The 15,954-nt window shown below is 44.8% G+C and carries 18 protein-coding genes; 15 read left to right on the top strand and 3 right to left on the bottom strand.

Annotated features, from left to right (window positions below):
• The first annotated feature begins 101 nt into the window (after nucleotides 1-101).
• From JKM87_RS06430 to JKM87_RS06360, 15 genes are all read left to right on the top strand, one after another.
• Complete coding sequence (locus tag JKM87_RS06430; RefSeq protein WP_202079198.1) at nucleotides 102-1,274, top strand: ATP phosphoribosyltransferase regulatory subunit; 1,173 nt, start codon at nucleotides 102-104, stop codon at nucleotides 1,272-1,274.
• Nucleotides 1,274-1,921, top strand: a complete 648-nt coding sequence (gene hisG, locus JKM87_RS06425; RefSeq protein WP_202079196.1) for an ATP phosphoribosyltransferase — start codon at nucleotides 1,274-1,276, stop codon at nucleotides 1,919-1,921. The genes JKM87_RS06430 and hisG overlap by 1 nt, the downstream gene beginning before the upstream one ends.
• Nucleotides 1,921-3,222 (top strand): histidinol dehydrogenase, encoded by a 1,302-nt coding sequence (hisD, locus tag JKM87_RS06420; protein ID WP_419761838.1) that lies wholly within the window; start codon nucleotides 1,921-1,923, stop codon nucleotides 3,220-3,222. The genes hisG and hisD overlap by 1 nt, the downstream gene beginning before the upstream one ends.
• A complete protein-coding gene (gene hisB / locus JKM87_RS06415; protein WP_202079192.1) occupies nucleotides 3,209-3,811 on the top strand; it encodes an imidazoleglycerol-phosphate dehydratase HisB in 603 nt (200 codons plus the stop codon). Before hisD ends, hisB begins: the two co-directional genes overlap by 14 nt.
• 2 nt (nucleotides 3,812-3,813) lie before the next feature.
• Nucleotides 3,814-4,443, top strand: coding sequence for an imidazole glycerol phosphate synthase subunit HisH (gene hisH, locus JKM87_RS06410; protein WP_202079190.1), 630 nt, complete (start codon nucleotides 3,814-3,816; stop codon nucleotides 4,441-4,443).
• Nucleotides 4,444-4,467: 24 nt separating this feature from the next.
• Nucleotides 4,468-5,211, top strand: a complete 744-nt coding sequence (gene hisA / locus JKM87_RS06405) for a 1-(5-phosphoribosyl)-5-[(5-phosphoribosylamino)methylideneamino]imidazole-4-carboxamide isomerase (protein WP_202079188.1) — start codon at nucleotides 4,468-4,470, stop codon at nucleotides 5,209-5,211.
• A 1-nt stretch (nucleotide 5,212) separates the two neighbouring features.
• Complete coding sequence (gene hisF, locus JKM87_RS06400) at nucleotides 5,213-5,983, top strand: imidazole glycerol phosphate synthase subunit HisF (protein ID WP_202079186.1); 771 nt, start codon at nucleotides 5,213-5,215, stop codon at nucleotides 5,981-5,983.
• Nucleotides 5,968-6,627, top strand: coding sequence for a bifunctional phosphoribosyl-AMP cyclohydrolase/phosphoribosyl-ATP diphosphatase HisIE (gene hisIE, locus JKM87_RS06395; protein ID WP_202079184.1), 660 nt, complete (start codon nucleotides 5,968-5,970; stop codon nucleotides 6,625-6,627). Before hisF ends, hisIE begins: the two co-directional genes overlap by 16 nt.
• A 199-nt stretch (nucleotides 6,628-6,826) precedes the next feature.
• A complete protein-coding gene (locus tag JKM87_RS06390; RefSeq protein WP_202079182.1) occupies nucleotides 6,827-8,551 on the top strand; it encodes a tetratricopeptide repeat protein in 1,725 nt (574 codons plus the stop codon).
• 20 nt (nucleotides 8,552-8,571) lie between these two features.
• Complete coding sequence (trxB, locus tag JKM87_RS06385) at nucleotides 8,572-9,528, top strand: thioredoxin-disulfide reductase (protein WP_202079180.1); 957 nt, start codon at nucleotides 8,572-8,574, stop codon at nucleotides 9,526-9,528.
• Between the two features lie 241 nt (nucleotides 9,529-9,769).
• Nucleotides 9,770-10,225, top strand: a complete 456-nt coding sequence (locus tag JKM87_RS06380; protein ID WP_202079178.1) for an NUDIX domain-containing protein — start codon at nucleotides 9,770-9,772, stop codon at nucleotides 10,223-10,225.
• An 11-nt stretch (nucleotides 10,226-10,236) separates the two neighbouring features.
• A complete protein-coding gene (rapZ, locus tag JKM87_RS06375; protein WP_202079176.1) occupies nucleotides 10,237-11,109 on the top strand; it encodes an RNase adapter RapZ in 873 nt (290 codons plus the stop codon).
• An 8-nt stretch (nucleotides 11,110-11,117) separates the two neighbouring features.
• Nucleotides 11,118-12,098, top strand: coding sequence for a gluconeogenesis factor YvcK family protein (locus JKM87_RS06370; protein ID WP_202079174.1), 981 nt, complete (start codon nucleotides 11,118-11,120; stop codon nucleotides 12,096-12,098).
• Between the two features lie 11 nt (nucleotides 12,099-12,109).
• Nucleotides 12,110-13,036 carry a DNA-binding protein WhiA gene (gene whiA, locus JKM87_RS06365; RefSeq protein ID WP_202079172.1) on the top strand — a complete coding sequence of 309 codons (927 nt, stop codon included), beginning with the start codon at nucleotides 12,110-12,112 and terminating at the stop codon, nucleotides 13,034-13,036.
• A 149-nt stretch (nucleotides 13,037-13,185) separates the two neighbouring features.
• On the top strand, nucleotides 13,186-13,443 hold the full coding sequence (locus JKM87_RS06360) for an HPr family phosphocarrier protein (RefSeq protein ID WP_202079170.1): 258 nt from the start codon (nucleotides 13,186-13,188) through the stop codon (nucleotides 13,441-13,443).
• A gap of 47 nt (nucleotides 13,444-13,490) precedes the next feature.
• Here JKM87_RS06360 and clpP read toward each other — a convergent pair whose 3' ends face one another.
• The 3 genes from clpP to JKM87_RS17885 form a co-directional block, all read right to left on the bottom strand.
• Nucleotides 13,491-14,081, bottom strand: coding sequence for an ATP-dependent Clp endopeptidase proteolytic subunit ClpP (gene clpP, locus JKM87_RS06355; protein ID WP_202079168.1), 591 nt, complete (start codon nucleotides 14,079-14,081; stop codon nucleotides 13,491-13,493).
• Between the two features lie 337 nt (nucleotides 14,082-14,418).
• The gene (locus JKM87_RS06350; protein WP_202079166.1) at nucleotides 14,419-14,922 is read right to left on the bottom strand and encodes a bactofilin family protein; all 504 of its coding nucleotides are present in this window, start codon (nucleotides 14,920-14,922) and stop codon (nucleotides 14,419-14,421) included.
• 2 nt (nucleotides 14,923-14,924) lie between these two features.
• A complete protein-coding gene (locus JKM87_RS17885) occupies nucleotides 14,925-15,887 on the bottom strand; it encodes a peptidoglycan DD-metalloendopeptidase family protein (RefSeq protein WP_236838647.1) in 963 nt (320 codons plus the stop codon).
• Between the last annotated feature and the right edge of the window lie 67 nt (nucleotides 15,888-15,954).

The raw sequence follows: 15,954 nt of genomic DNA, 5'->3' as shown, positions 1-15,954 counted from the left end.
GTTAGCAAGCTAAAGCGTTTGGTTTTTTAAGAGAGATTTTCATATACACTTGGGGATTTAATATACAGTGTTTTAGAGATTAAAATAGAGGAGTGGAGGTCATGTCAAAGCCATTTGTTTTTGAAAAGCCAATAGGCATGCGGGATACGCTGCCCACATTGTTAAAAAAGAAAAGCGACATTATGTCTCGGGTGCAACATACGGTGCAGCAATGGGGGTATGAACCTATAGAAACGCCGATGCTCGAATTTTACGACACCGTCGGGGGCGTGAGTGCCACATTAGAGCAAAAGTTATTTAAACTTTTAGACCGCTCAGGGAGATCGCTCGTCCTCCGTCCTGATATGACGGCACCGATTGCGCGAGTAGTGGGCTCTCTGCTTAGAGATCATCCTTTTCCCCTACGTCTCTCGTACCAGGGACACGTTTTTCGTGCACAGGAAAAGGAGGCAGGACGTAATGCCGAATTTCCCGAAGTTGGTGTAGAATATATTGGAGAGGAAGCGCCTGATGCGGACGCAGAAGTGATTGCGCTAGCGATTAGTGCCCTAAAAGCAGCTGGAGTACCCAATTTTACCCTTACCATTGGTCACGCCGGATTTATCACGGCGTTGTTCAAACAGTGCCTTGATCATGATGAACAAGAAAAAACGTTAAAACAATCCCTATATGACAAAGATTACGTTGGTTACAGACGGGCCGTTAACAACATGGCTTTAACCTCAGAGAAAAAGGAAGCGTTATTGTCACTCCTGACACATCACGGGTCAACGGATATCTTAAAGCAGGTCCGTGGTATGATTAAATCAGCGGATCTCGATCAAGTGATACAAGAGATAGAAGAGCTTTGGACGGTCTTAGAAGACTATAACGTGACACAATACCTCAAACTAGATTTTAGTCTGATGAGGGAGATGGACTACTATACGGGGGTACACTTCGAGATATACGCACAGAATCTGGGATTCCCCATAGGAAACGGTGGGCGTTATGATCATCTCTTGTCGCAGTTTGGAAGACCGGCTCCGGCCATAGGCTTCTCATTAAAAGTGGATCGCATTCTTGAGGTGAGTACCGTTGAAACACGCTCTGAAAACAAACGCGTCGTGATCACATATACGTCCAAGGAACGCCAAAAAGCGGTTGCGTTAGCTGAACGATTACGTGAAGAAAACCACACGGTCATTCTGCACAGAATGAAAAATGACCACACACCCGTATCAGTGGAAGCAGACGAAAGAATCGCTTTAGAACAGGAGGAGGGGTCACAGTGATGAGTACAGGACAACATACTTTAACCATCGCCATGCCCAAGGGTAGGATTTTTGAAGAAGCTGTCGACCTCTTAAGACAAGCGGATGATCACTTTCCCGATTCATTTGAGGAGAGTCGTAAACTTGTGATTGATGTACCTGAGGCGAACATGTCCTTTATATTAGCTAAGCCAACGGACGTCCCTACCTATGTGGAGTATGGTGTGGCTGACCTCGGAGTGGTAGGGAAGGACATTCTATTAGAGGAACAACGAGAGGTTTACGAGATTCTTGATTTACAGATAAGTCACTGTCGCTTAAGCATTGCAGGTCTACCTGATTGGAAACCAACCGTTGCCCCGCGTGTGGCGACGAAATACCCGCGTGTCGCATCAGCTTACTTTCGTCAGCAGGGACAACAAGTTGAAGTCATTAAGTTAAACGGCTCCATTGAATTAGCTCCTATTGTGGGCTTGGCGGACCGTATAGTGGATATCGTCTCAACAGGGCGGACGTTAAAAGAGAATGGACTCGAAGAAATGGAAACCATGTACGACATCACAACGAGACTGATCGCTAACCAGGTGAGTTACCGCACAAAAACTGAGCAGATAGAAGATCTCATGGCACGATTTAATCGTGTGATTCAAAAGGGGGACGAAATATGATTCGTATCACTGACCAATTAGATGAAGTGTCTTTACGGCGAAATATAGGGCAAGGGACAGATGCCCAACGACAAAGTGTGCTAAACATCTTACAGCGTGTGAAAAAAGAGGGTGATAAAGCGTTGTATCACTTGACGCTTCGTTTGGACGGCGTTTCATTAGATGATCTCCGAGTGAGTGAGGCTGAGCGAAAAGCCGCTTACGACCACGTGGATGAGGAAGCAGTCACCTACTTTCAAGAGGCCATCCAAAATATTGAACGTTATCATCAAAAACAAGTGAAGCAGTCTTGGATTGACACGAGGGAATCTGGCACCCTTTTAGGGATGAAAATCCAACCTTTAGATCGTGTAGGGGTGTACGTGCCTGGTGGGACGGCGGCTTTACTCTCCTCCGTTCTGATGACCGTCATCCCAGCTAAAGTGGCGGGGGTGAAGGAGATCGTGATGGTCACCCCGCCGCAAAAAGATGGCACACTGACCCCAGCGGTGCTCGTCGCTGCTGATCTGCTAGGTGTGACTGAAATCTATAAAGCGGGCGGAGCTCAAGCGATCGGCGCGCTCACGTATGGAACAGACACGATTCAACCGGTAGATAAAATTGTCGGACCCGGGAATATCTATGTCGCTCTGGCCAAAAGAGAAGTATTTGGCACCGTTGATATTGATATGGTGGCAGGTCCAAGTGAAATCGTGGTGCTCGCAGACGAGGAACAGAACCCAGCCTATATTGCTGCCGACCTTCTATCACAGGCGGAGCATGATCCCATGTCTTCCTCTGTGCTCGTGACACCTTCCCATACTCTCGCGCAACGTGTGCAATCTGAAGTAGAGACTCAAATTCAAAGCCTTCCGAGAAAGGCCATCGCAACAGCGTCTATTCGGGATTACGGCGCCATCTATGTCACAGAAACATTAGAAGAAGCGGTGCATGCCGTCAACGAAATCGCCCCTGAACATTTGGAGCTTCTCGTCCAAGACCCGTTTAAACTACTTGGAAATATCCGTCATGCTGGTGCGATCTTCCTCGGCGAGTATAGCTCTGAACCTGTGGGTGATTATTTTGCTGGTCCTAACCACGTACTGCCTACAAACGGTACAGCTCGTTTCGCTTCTCCTCTGAATGTCGATGATTTTACGAAGAAAAGTAGTATCATCTCATATAGCGAACAAGACCTCCTGCAAAACGCTCATAAAATAATGGCACTGGCTCGGTATGAAGGATTAGAAGGTCACGCTCAGGCGATTCAAAAAAGAGTTGAAGCGACCCAACAAGAGGAGGAAGACGATGGAGAATCCTAACCAACCGCGTTCGTACCGTGTCGTAAGGAATACGAGTGAGACACAAATAGAGCTTCAACTTAACATAGATGGAGAAGGAAAAAGTGAGATTGACACAGGCGTTCCTTTTCTAGACCATATGCTCGACCTATTTACGAGGCATGGCCACTTCGATTTACACATTAAAGCGAACGGCGATGTGGAGGTTGACGCTCACCACACAACCGAAGATGTGGGCATTTGCCTCGGGGCCGCCTTGAAGGAAGCATTAGGAGATAAAAAAGGGATTCGCAGATACGGTAACAGCTTCGTTCCCATGGATGAAACCCTGGCTCAAGTGGTGGTCGATCTGAGCAATCGCCCACACCTCGAATACAGAGCGACGCTGTCTCAGTCGACGGTCGGGCAGTTTGATACAGAGCTTGTCCATGAGTTTTTCTGGAAATTCGCCTTAGAGGCACGGATGAATCTACACGTGTTACTACATTACGGACATAACACACATCATCAAATTGAGGCGATGTTTAAAGCTTGTGCCCGTGCACTAGATGAAGCCACTGGGATGGATCCCAGAGTCAAAGGGATCCCTTCAACGAAAGGAATGTTGTAACGATGATCACCATCGTCGATTATGGAATGGGCAACCTCCACAGTGTGAGTAAAGCGATTGAACGACTCGGCCATGCTTACCAAGTGACTGAGGACGCTGAAATCATCCGTCAAGCTGAAAAAGTCATCCTGCCTGGTGTCGGTGCGTTTGGAGACGCCATTGCTCAGCTGAGGCGCACAGGCTTAGACCAGGTCATGCGTGAGCTTGTAGAGCGGGAGACCCCATTACTCGGGATATGTCTTGGCATGCAGCTCCTTTTTACGAGTAGTGAAGAGGGAGGACATCACGAAGGTCTAAACCTCTTGGAGGGACATGTTCAGCGGTTTTCGGGACAGGATGCGCAAGGACAACGTTACAAGGTCCCCCATATGGGATGGAACCGACTTGAACATCTGAAAAAAGGCCATCCGATTTTAGCAAATATAGACCAAGGCTATACGTACTTCGTCCACTCCTACTATGTCGCGGAGATGAAGGAAGAGGCACGCATAGCAGAAGCTATTTATGGGGACACACGCGTACCGGGTGTGGTCGGAACAGAACGTTTACTCGGGATGCAGTTCCACCCTGAGAAAAGTGGACCCACTGGGATGAAACTGTTGCGAAATTTTATCGAAAATATCGACGCCTAGACGCCAAAAAAGGAGCGGAGCATAGTGAGTGTAAAAGAAACTTTTACCGTTTACCCTGCCATAGATATTCGTGGGGGGAAATGTGTACGATTGTTCAAAGGAGACTATAATCAAGAGACGGTTTACGGCGAACCGCTAGAAATGGCGCAGAAGTGGGAAGTGCAGGGGGCTTCTTGGCTACACCTCGTTGACCTTGATGGGGCTAAAGCTGGGCATCCAGTTAATGATCAAGTGATCAGTGAGGTAGCCAAAGCCGTAGATATACCGGTGCAAGTGGGCGGTGGCATTCGTTCACTGGCGCATGTGGAACAATACTTACAATGTGGGGTTGAACGTGTCATTTTAGGTACCTCCGCGATAAAAGACCCAGACTTTGTGAAAGCAGCGTTGCAGCAGTATGGTAAGCATATCGCTATAGGGTTAGATGCTAGAGACGGTTTCGTCGCAGTAGAAGGATGGTTGCAATCCTCTGAAGTAAGAGTAGAGGAACTCGCCCTGCGTTTGGTTGATCAGGGGGCAGAAACGTTTATCTTCACCGATATTAGTAAAGACGGTACACTGTCGGGCCCGAATACGGAAGCGACTGCGGACCTTGCTCAGCGGGTGGGTAAGCCTGTCATTGCATCCGGAGGTGTGAGTCAGCTTGAAGATATACGCCACCTCGCTCAATACGTGGGTAAAGGGATCTCTGGAGCCATTGTGGGGAAAGCGTTGTATCAGCCTGTTTTCTCCCTGACGGACGCACAGCAAGTCGTAGAGGAGGTTTAACATGTTAACCAAAAGAATCATTCCTTGTCTGGATGTGAAGGATGGGCGTGTGGTGAAGGGGGTCCAGTTCAAGCAGTTGCGTGATGCCGGGGACCCTGTCGAGCTCGCGGATATCTATAGCCAGGAGGGGGCAGATGAACTTGTCTTTCTGGACATATCAGCCTCTCATGAGGGACGTCAGACGATGGTTGATGTGGTGGAGCAGACGGCAGCCAAGATCACGATTCCATTTACCGTTGGGGGCGGCATTAACACTCTGGAAAGTATGAAGCAAATCCTTCGTGCAGGAGCGGACAAGGTGTCTCTTAACACGGCTGCTTTAAATCACCCCGAGCTCATCACGGAAGGCGCCAATTATTTCGGCTCACAATGTATCGTGGTCGCTATCGATGCGAAGTGGGATGCAGATCGTCAAGATTGGTATGTGTATACACATGGTGGACGTCATCGTGTTGATCAGACCGCTCTAGAATGGGCTTCAGAAGCTGAAGCGTGTGGTGCCGGTGAAATCCTGCTGACAAGTATGGACGCTGACGGAGAAAAGACGGGATTTAATATCGCGCTCACTAAGCACATATCAGAGAACGTTAACATTCCTGTCATCGCTTCCGGTGGGGCAGGCGGAACAAAAGACTTTTATCCGGTTTTTGATGCAGCGAAAGCGGATGCGGCCCTCGCTGCTTCAATCTTTCATTTTAATGAGACGACCGTACGTGCAGTCAAAGAGGATTTACAAGAGAAAGGGGTCCCTGTAAGATGGCCAATCAAATAACGAGCATAGAGGATATCACATTCGATGAGCAAGGGCTTGTCCCGGCCATCGTTCAAGATAGGCAAAGTAAAGCCGTCCTGATGATGGCATATATGAATCGTACATCATTACAAAAAACCATCGAAACGAAGCAAACGTGGTTCTATAGTCGTTCTAGACAATCCTTATGGCACAAAGGCGAAACGTCAGGTCACACACAGCAGGTTCATGAGATACGCTACGATTGTGATGGGGATACATTACTTGTCATGGTCGACCCTGCTGGCCCCGCCTGTCATGAAGGCACCTTCTCCTGCTTTGCAAGGACCATCGATGTGGACACCTCAGCTGAGCAGAATGCCGGGACTGATTCACTTTACGACTACACGATTCTAAGTGAACTGATACAGACGATTGCCCAAAGAGAGGTCGAACGTCCTGAAGGCGCGTATACCACCTACTTGTTCGATAAAGGCGTCGATAAAATCCTTAAAAAAGTAGGAGAAGAAGCGAGTGAAGTCATTATCGCGGCTAAGAACCGTGACCCAGAAGAGTTACGCAATGAATCTGCCGACTTACTCTATCATCTCATCGTATTGTGGAAAGAACAAAATCTGGGACTAGACCAAGTGCTAGAAATACTAGAACAGCGTCATCGCAAATAAGACGACCGTTCTGATAAGTTGACAATGCCGGGTAGGTTTCCTATAGCCTATCCTTTTTTGTTTGTGTCGCATCATGGATATCAATCTTTACCCATTGTAAGCTAGGCTGTGGCCAAATTAAGGCACTAGGAATCGAGTGTCTTCCTATGGTATACTTTTGGCAAACAACACTGATAGCGACTATAGACGGGGGAGCGTTATGCCTAATACTAAGCAACAACTAAAACTAAAAAATAATATTGTCTCTGTACATTTTGATGCAGAGTTTTTCTTTGAAAGAGGCATTCGATACTTTCATCGAGGTGACGTTCCTAAGGCGTATAAATATTTACGACGATGTGTCGATCTTGCACCAGAGCAACCCACATACGTGCTTCATCTGGCGGCATGTTATACGGAAATGGGACATTACGAGGAGAGTAATAACTGGTTGTCTCAAGTGATACAGCATATGGACAGTACCCTTGTGGACTGCTATTACTACATGGCTAATAACTATGCGCATTTAGGAGAGTTTGATGAGGCCGAGAAATTTGCGCTTATGTATATACAAGAAAGCCCAGACGGCATCTATGCCGAAGAAGCAGAAGAGTTATTGGACTTTATTTGCTTCGAACTTGATCGTGCCCCTCGTGAATGGGATGAAGAGAATCAGTTAATAAAAGAGCATGAGAAAGCGCGGACGTGTCTAGAGCAAGGAAAGTTTGTGGAGGCCACGAAGCTTTTAGAACGGATGGTGGATGAATATCCGCATTTTCTTGCTGCACGTAATAACCTGTCCCTTTCATACTATTACCTGGGTGAATTTGAACAAGCGATGAGCGTCATTGATGACATTTTAGAGCGTGACTCTACGAATCTTCATGCTCTGTGTAATCTAGCGGTGTTTCTTAAGCACAGAGACATGCATGAGAAAGCGGATGAGATTATTGAAGGATTAACAAAAGTCCAACCGATCTTACCGGATCATCAATACAAACTAGCGACCACCCTTGGTATACTAGGACAGGATGGGAAAGCATACGAACTTTTTCTTTCCCTGACTAAAAAGGATATTGAGCATGATCCCAGCCTCTATCACTATATCGCGGTGGCCCTTTACAATACACAACAGTATGAAAAGGCACAGAAAGTATGGAAAAAGCTAAAAAGTCTTTATCCTCAGGACGAAGTGGCTGATTATTACTTACAGCTGCTCCATACCAGCACAGCACAGAATAGAGAAAAAAGGTTGTCTTATCACTATCAACTGCCTTATGACGTACAAATAAAAAAGAAAGAATGGTTTAAAGACGGTAAGATCCCGACGAATCTTTTACAAGACCCTGTTATACGTTCTTCTCTCTTGTGGTCGCTTCGTCATGGTGATCGAGACACCAAATTACAAGTGATTCAATCCTTCCAATACTTCGCTGATGCCGAAATAGAAGAAGCGTTAAGGCAATTTATTAAAGCCCCTCAAGAAGAAGAATATATTAAAAGAACGGCGATCTTTGCGCTGCGCCAAATGGGAGCACAGCCTCCTTATCAAGCTTGGTTGAACGGTCGGGTTGAAGAAGTGCACCCGGACACTCTACAGGAAGCGTATCCGGAATGGATGTCGCAGTGGCAGGACGTCCTTGATGTACTAAAACAACAGATGGCAGGGAAGTATAACGTCATAGAACATCAAGAGGCGCAAATATTATGGGCCAAGTTTCTACAGGATGTTCAGCCGAATGTCCCTATGATACGGAAACCTGAAGCCTGGGCGGCCGCGCTTGAATACTTGGTTGCCATCAACTACAGCAAAAAAGTGGTCAAGAAAGAATTGGCTCAACGCTACGGGATTACGCTTCAAACACTGAGTAAAAATATAGCCAAGATTGAAAAAAGCATATTACTAGACAGTAAAAAGGCAACCTCGTATGATAAGGATGAATAGAACAAGTAGGGGTGAATGATATGAATGAACAAACCATTTATGACGTCATCATCGTCGGAGCTGGCCCTGCTGGTATGTCAGCTGCGGTTTACACCTCTCGAGCAAACATGAACACACTCATGATTGAAAAAGGTGTACCTGGTGGACAAATGGCTAACACGGAAGAAGTTGAAAACTTTCCAGGCTTTGATTATATCTTAGGACCTGAGCTTTCAAACAAAATGTTTGAGCATGCCAAGAAATTTGGAGCAGAGTACAAGTACGGTGATGTCAAAAGAATCGAAAATGCTGATCCGTACAAGAAAGTGGTGACAAGCAAAGACGAATTCCTCACCAAGTCAGTCATTGTCGCTACAGGTTCTTCATACCGTAGCTTAGGCGTTCCTGGAGAAGAAAAACTTTCTGGTCGTGGCGTGTCCTGGTGTGCAGTATGTGATGGCGCATTCTTCAAAAATAGAGAACTCGTCGTGGTCGGCGGGGGAGATTCTGCAGTAGAGGAAGCGAACTATCTCACACGCTTCGCGAGCAAAGTAACGGTGATCCACCGTCGTGATACGCTCCGTGCGCAAAAAATTCTACAAAAACGTGCCTATGACAATGAAAAGATCGACTTTATTTGGGACCACGTTGTAGAAGAAATCCTAGGAGATAACAAAGTATCAGGGGTACGCATTAAAAATACCAAGACGGGTGAAACCCAAGACTTTGATTGTGACGGCGTCTTTATTTACATTGGTATGGACCCTATTAGCTACTCTGTAGAAGGACTAGGGATTACCAATAAAGAGGGCTACATCACATCTAACGAGGCAGACATGGCAACGGATGTTCCAGGTATCTTTGCTGCGGGGGACGTTCGAGACAAGACATTACGTCAAATTGTTACAGCCACAGGTGATGGTTCTCAGGCGGCCATTAGTGCGCAACATTATGTTGAGAACCTAGATGAGAAAATAAAAGAAAAAGTGAAAAACTAAGTTCTAAAATCGCGTGAATATCACTGGAAAAGAACATGAAATCCTCTGTTCAAAAATTAGTCAATAAAATGTAACGGGTTTTTAACGCTTTTGTAATATAAATGAAATAAAAGTGGGGTAGACTATAGTTAAGTAATTGACCCCCTTTTAAATATTTCATGCAGCGCAGGGAACACTTCCCTGCGTTCTTTTTTTGCGTGTGGCCTCGCTTGGTGGTATGCTAGACATGAGGTGAACGAATGTGCAGCGAGTAACGAACTGTATACTTTTAGACCGAGAAACGAATCAAGTATTATTATTAAAAAAGCCGAGACGAGGATGGTGGGTGGCACCTGGCGGTAAAATGGAAGCCCAGGAATCCATCACTGAATCCGTTAAGAGAGAATACAAAGAAGAGACAGGAATAGATATCGTGGACCCCGTTTTAAAAGGCGTATCAACAATGGTGATAGAAGAGAATGACCAAGTGGTTGATGAATGGATGATGTTTACCTTTTTCACGGACACTTACAAAGGGACGTTACTCGACGAATCACCCGAGGGAGAGCTTGAGTGGGTGCCAATCAAAGATATTGCCTCACTGCCTAAAGCTGAGGGAGATCAACAGTATATTGATCATGTCCTACGAGAAGCGCAAAACGTACTAGTCAGAAAGTTTAGGTACACAACGGAATATGAGTTAATCTCATATCAATAGGGGGATGTAGGATGGAGAACAAGTCCATACAACTCATCATTATCTCTGGCATGTCAGGGGCAGGGAAAACCGTGGCCATGCAAAGCATGGAAGACTTAGGCTTTTTCTGCGTGGATAACCTGCCGCCTGTCTTTATTCCAAAGTTTATTGAACTGATAGAACAATCATCTAAATCCATTAATAAAGTGGCGCTCGTATTAGACTTACGTGGGCGTGAGTTTTTTGATTCATTGCTCATGGCAATGGACGACCTTGAGCAAAAGGAACACTTTAACTACCAAATTCTTTTCTTAGACGCTGATGATCAGGTACTGGTCCAGCGCTATAAAGAGACCAGAAGACGTCATCCCCTTTCTCCAGACGGCACACCTCTTGATGGGATACGCAAAGAGAGAAAACTATTAGAGGAGCTGAAGGGGAGAGCGCAACAGATCGTCAATACGTCCAACATGAAACCGGCCCAACTAAGGGAGAGCATGATTCAGCGCTTTACTGACCTTGATCAGCACCAGCTGACGATCAACATGATGTCCTTCGGTTATAAGTATGGCATTCCTATTGACGCCGATCTCGTATTAGATGTCCGCTTCTTACCGAACCCGCACTACATTGAAGAAATGAGACCCAAAACAGGGCTAGAAGAAGAGGTTTCCTCATACGTATTAAAATGGGCTGACACCCAAACGTTTATCAAAAAATTAGAAGGAATGCTTGATTTCCTCATCCCACAGTATCAGAGGGAAGGGAAAAGCCAAGTGGTGATCGCGATTGGATGTACAGGAGGGAAGCACCGCTCAGTCACACTTGCGGAGTACTTCCACCAACGGTTTATAGAAGAGTATACGACACGTGTAACGCATCGAGACATTAACAAAGACCGATGAGGTGAAGCATGACGAAAGATAATAGAGAACATAAAAAAGCCGTTGTGATCGGAGGCGGGACTGGTCTTAGTACGATCCTAAGAGGGTTGAAAGTAGTCAGTTCTTTAGACTTAACAGCGATTGTCACAGTAGGAGACGATGGCGGTAGCTCAGGTATCTTAAGAGAAGAGCTCAAAATGCCACCACCTGGAGATATTCGTAACGTACTCGTCGCTTTAGCCGAGAAAGAGCCTCTCTTACAGAGTCTGTTTCAACACCGCTTTCAGCATGGAGACCAACTCTCGGGTCACAGTTTAGGAAACCTCCTTATCGCCGGTATGAAAGAAATTACCGGTGATTTTGTAACAGCTGTGAAAGCTTTGAGTCGTGTCCTGGCCGTCCGAGGAACAGTGTTGCCTGCCGCGAACCAAAGCATTAAGCTCACAGCACATATGGACGATGGGAGTATCGTTTCAGGTGAATCTAATATTCCAAAAGCGAATAAGAGAATTGAAAGACTCAAATTAGAGCCTCCAGATATAGAAGCATTGCCAGAAGCGTTACAAGCGATTGAAGAGGCAGATATCGTTCTGATCGGTCCTGGTAGTCTTTATACAAGTATTATTCCTAATCTATTAGTGCCGGGGATACAGACCGCACTAAAAGAAACATCAGCCGATATCATCTATATTGCTAATGTGATGACACAGCCAGGTGAAACGGACAACTATGATGTAAAAGATCATATCGATGCCATATACCGTCATGTATCTTTCCCACTATTTCAAAAGGCTATCGTCAATACAGGGCTTATTCCGCCTGAGGTCGTTGAGCGTTACAAGCTTGAAGGGGCCTCACCCGTTACATATCAGCCTAACAGTTTAGCTGACAAGCATATTGAAGTGATAGAAGACACGTTATATCAAATGAACAACTACGTACGACACGATGCTCAAAGATTAAAAGAGATTGTCTTACATTGTTTATATGGTCATGGTTATAGGAAGTGAGTTGATGTGGTATGTCCTTTGCTGCTCAAACAAAAAAAGAATTAACAAGTCTAGAGGTTCAGGAATGTTGCATGCGCTCAGAGTTAAGTGCATTGATCCGCATGAACGGGATTCTCACTTATAGAGATCGCAAATTTGTACTTGATGTCACGACAGAAAATGCAGCGATTGCAAGGGTCATCTACAGTTATGTGAAATCTTTATATCAAGTACCGTCTGAACTTCTTGTACGTAAAAAAATGCGGCTCAAGAAAAATAATATTTACGTTGTGAGAGTCACGATGAAAGTTCGTGAAATTTTAGAAAGCCTTAATATTGTCACCCCCAACTTTGAAATGAAACGAGACATATCAAGTGCGATGATTCGTAAGTCGTGTTGCAAACGCTCTTATCTCCGTGGGGCCTTCCTTGCTGGCGGTTCAGTAAACCATCCTGAATCCTCTTCCTATCACTTAGAGATCTTCTCCAGTTATGAAGAGCATGCCAAAGCATTAGTGAAGCTCATGAATCGCTTTCACCTGAACGCCAAATATATTGAACGAAAAAAAGGATATGTGGTGTACATTAAAGAAAGTGAAAAGATAACAGAATTTTTAAGTATCATTGGTGCCCATCAAGCGCTCTTTCAATTTGAGGATGTACGCATCGTCAAAGATATGCGAAATTCAGTGAACCGTCTCGTTAACTGTGAAACAGCCAATCTTAATAAGACGGTGTCGGCAGCGATGAAGCAACTGGAGACTATACAGTTAATTGAGGATAAGCTCGGATTGGAACAGTTACCTGATAAACTCCGTGAAATCGCCGAGGTCCGTAAGCAACATCCTGATGTCACCTTAAAAGAATTAGGGGATATGATCCCAAGTGGCAAAGTGAGTAAATCTGGAATCAATCATCGCTTAAGAAAGTTAAATGAGATAGCTGATAAGCTAAGATAACTTTTTTTGAAATGTGACGTTCATTTTGAACGAAGTAGTACAATTTGGAAACAAATCGTATATTTTAACAGAAACATGTTCTATTAGAACGAAGTAGTGCTATAATGAATTAAAGTGTAAACTCGTCATTCTGTAAAGGAGGAGTATGTATGGTACAAGAGAAAGTTGTTGTGAATCTCAAAACAGGCCTTCAGGCCCGTCCGGCTGCACTTTTCGTGCAGGAAGCTAACCGATATTCGGCAGATGTATTTGTAGCAAAAGATGATAAAAAAGTAAACGCCAAAAGTATCATGGGCATCATGAGTCTCGCCATTGGTAACGGTAAAGAAGTCACCATCTCCGCGGACGGAAGTGACGCAGAGCAAGCAGTGGAGGCGCTCGTCCAATTCGTTAAAAACGATGAATAAAAAAAGAGAGTGATAAGCGATTATCACTCTCTTTTTTGTCATCCGTCTTATGTCTGAGGTGTGCTTGTAATGACACGATCAATTAATCCATAATCTTTCGCTTCTTCAGCAGACATGAAGTTGTCGCGGTCTGTATCTTTCGCAACTCTTTCAATCGGTTGGCCAGTGCGCTCAGAGAGAATCTCGTTCAAGTGTTCACGCATTTGAATAATACGTCTCGCATGAATTTCAATGTCAGCTGCTTGCCCTTGTGTGCCGCCTAGAGGTTGGTGAATCATCACTTCGGCATTAGGGAGCGCAAAGCGTTTACCTTTTTCACCAGCAGCGAGTAGGAAAGCACCCATAGACGCAGCTAAACCGATACATATAGTAGACACGTTTGGCTTAATATACTGCATCGTATCGTAAATGGCCATACCTGCTGTGATTGAACCACCAGGGCTATTAATGTATAGGGAAATATCTTTATCTGGATCTTCAGAAGCTAGGAATAGTAGTTGAGCAACAACAGAGTTGGCGACCTGATCATCAATACCTGTTCCTAAGAAAATAATACGATCCTTTAACAAACGTGAGTAGATGTCATACGCACGTTCACCGCGGTTTGTCTGTTCAATAACTGTAGGGATCAAATTCATTAAGAGAACCTCCTTTTTTTCCATCAATTCCGTTTCACCTCTATTATATCAAAAGGTCAAAAAAGGTCAAATAATTTCATGCCGGTTTATGAATCGCTCTGTAAAGTCGTCACAAAAGTTCTTACAAATGCTAACATTATACCCGGTTAAAATTTGATTTAAACAGGGCCAACCATATAAATAGTAAAAACAATAGTGAAAAATCGAGCCCAAAAAAGCATGCCCAGTATCCGTGGCATGCTTTTTTCATAATCGTTAAGATTGCCGGTAGGGATGCATTGCGATCTGTCTGTTCGTGGTGGAGTAAAAGGTCGTGTGCTAAAAAGTGGTGCTAATATTACGATGCGACTTTGTCTTTTTCCTTGGCCTTGCCTTTTTTCTTATCTGTGTCTTTTGGGTTCTGTCGGTCTTCGTTCTTATCCGCAGCAGGGTCATTTCCGTTCTTTGTCTTTTGCTCTTCGCTTTGCTTTTTATGAGGCTTACCTTTCGTGTCTTGATCTGGGATGACCATCGTACTTCTACCGTTAAAGTAAGCGCCCTTCTCAACTTCGATGGTCTCAGATATCATATCACCCTCAATTTGACAGCCTTTAACCAATTGTATCGTGTGACGTACGGTCATATTTCCTAGAATATGGCCTTCAGCAGTGACATTAGCGGCTTCGATGTTACCTCTGACTTGCCCTTCTTTTCCAATTAATACGTTACCTTCCGTTTGAATCTCACCTACGAACTCACCATCAATGCGAATAGAGCTTGTTGATTTTATTTTACCTTCTATGGATGTACCATGGCCGATCACTGTGTTGACACGATCCGTTTGCTGCTTTTTAGACAACATGACTAATTTCCCCCTCTAATATAAGGCATTGGATTCACGGGTGTTCCGTTTTTATGTACTTCATAATGTAAGTGTACGCCTGTACTACGCCCTGTGCTGCCCATTTTACCGATGACATCACCACGTTCGACTGACTCGCCAGCGCTCACATCCATCGAAGATAAGTGTGAGTATGTTGTGACGTACCCGTTACCATGATCAACTTCGATATGTTTACCATAACCAGAATGCCAGCCAGCTGACTTCACGATGCCATTCGCTGTCACGTAGATTGGAGTGCCACTGTGACTAGCGAAGTCGATACCAGCATGCATTTTTTGCGAACCATTGAACGGATCACGCCTCCACCCAAAAGGGGATGTCAGCCTGCCATTAGACGGTGCGATGGAGGGTATAAATTGGGCGCGATACTGCTCTTCTTTAATTTCCTCTTTGAGCTGCTCTAGATTTTCTTGCTGGACGACAGCTTCTTCCTTAATCGTTTCTATTTGCTGTCGTATTTCATCTGGAGAAGTAGATTCCGCCTCAATGTCATAGCTGGCAACCGACAACATATTCTTGATGCGTTCATCATCATCTTCAGTCTGCTCTATATGACGGTGGCTTGTCCCATCTAACCCTTGTATTTGTTGTTCGAGTGTTTGGACTTCCTCTATGAAATTTTGTAATTCTTGGACATCTTCGTGCAAATCAACAAGCTCTTGATTTAAATGGTCGATTTCTTCTCTTAAGTCTTGATTTTCTGTGATGTAGTGATCCATTTCCGAATCTTGCTTTATGATTTTTTGATCCGATGACTTTTTTAGTTGCCATAGAAGATATGCAGAGGTGTATGCTAGGATCATCGTGGTGAAGAGTAGAAGAATCGTCATGATCATCGGGAATAACTTGATCTTGAATGTTTGGACCTTGCCTTTCCCATGGGGTATAAATTGTATCGTCCACCAACGTTTTTTCTTTCTCATGGGCCCACTCCTATGTTTGTACATAGTACTCGTATAACAAAAACATTTCGACTTTTGCACTCTAAGA

The sequence above is a fragment of the Caldalkalibacillus salinus genome, from assembly GCF_016745835.1.
Lineage (GTDB): Bacteria > Bacillota > Bacilli > Caldalkalibacillales > JCM-10596 > Caldalkalibacillus_A > Caldalkalibacillus_A salinus.
This window is presented reverse-complemented; position numbering and strand designations above follow the sequence as displayed.

Bases quoted from the DNA above. Each gene is read 5' to 3' on its own strand.
- JKM87_RS06430 (WP_202079198.1), top strand. From the start codon at position 102: ATGTCAAAGCCATTTGTTTTTGAAAAGCCAATAGGCATGCGGGATACG.
- hisG (WP_202079196.1), top strand. From the start codon at position 1,274: ATGAGTACAGGACAACATACTTTAACCATCGCCATGCCCAAGGGTAGG.
- hisB (WP_202079192.1), top strand. From the start codon at position 3,209: ATGGAGAATCCTAACCAACCGCGTTCGTACCGTGTCGTAAGGAATACG.
- hisH (WP_202079190.1), top strand. From the start codon at position 3,814: ATGATCACCATCGTCGATTATGGAATGGGCAACCTCCACAGTGTGAGT.
- hisF (WP_202079186.1), top strand. From the start codon at position 5,213: ATGTTAACCAAAAGAATCATTCCTTGTCTGGATGTGAAGGATGGGCGT.
- hisIE (WP_202079184.1), top strand. From the start codon at position 5,968: ATGGCCAATCAAATAACGAGCATAGAGGATATCACATTCGATGAGCAA.
- JKM87_RS06390 (WP_202079182.1), top strand. From the start codon at position 6,827: ATGCCTAATACTAAGCAACAACTAAAACTAAAAAATAATATTGTCTCT.
- trxB (WP_202079180.1), top strand. From the start codon at position 8,572: ATGAATGAACAAACCATTTATGACGTCATCATCGTCGGAGCTGGCCCT.
- rapZ (WP_202079176.1), top strand. From the start codon at position 10,237: ATGGAGAACAAGTCCATACAACTCATCATTATCTCTGGCATGTCAGGG.
- JKM87_RS06370 (WP_202079174.1), top strand. From the start codon at position 11,118: ATGACGAAAGATAATAGAGAACATAAAAAAGCCGTTGTGATCGGAGGC.
- whiA (WP_202079172.1), top strand. From the start codon at position 12,110: ATGTCCTTTGCTGCTCAAACAAAAAAAGAATTAACAAGTCTAGAGGTT.
- JKM87_RS06360 (WP_202079170.1), top strand. From the start codon at position 13,186: ATGGTACAAGAGAAAGTTGTTGTGAATCTCAAAACAGGCCTTCAGGCC.
- clpP (WP_202079168.1), bottom strand. From the start codon at position 14,081: ATGAATTTGATCCCTACAGTTATTGAACAGACAAACCGCGGTGAACGT.
- JKM87_RS06350 (WP_202079166.1), bottom strand. From the start codon at position 14,922: ATGTTGTCTAAAAAGCAGCAAACGGATCGTGTCAACACAGTGATCGGC.
- JKM87_RS17885 (WP_236838647.1), bottom strand. From the start codon at position 15,887: ATGAGAAAGAAAAAACGTTGGTGGACGATACAATTTATACCCCATGGG.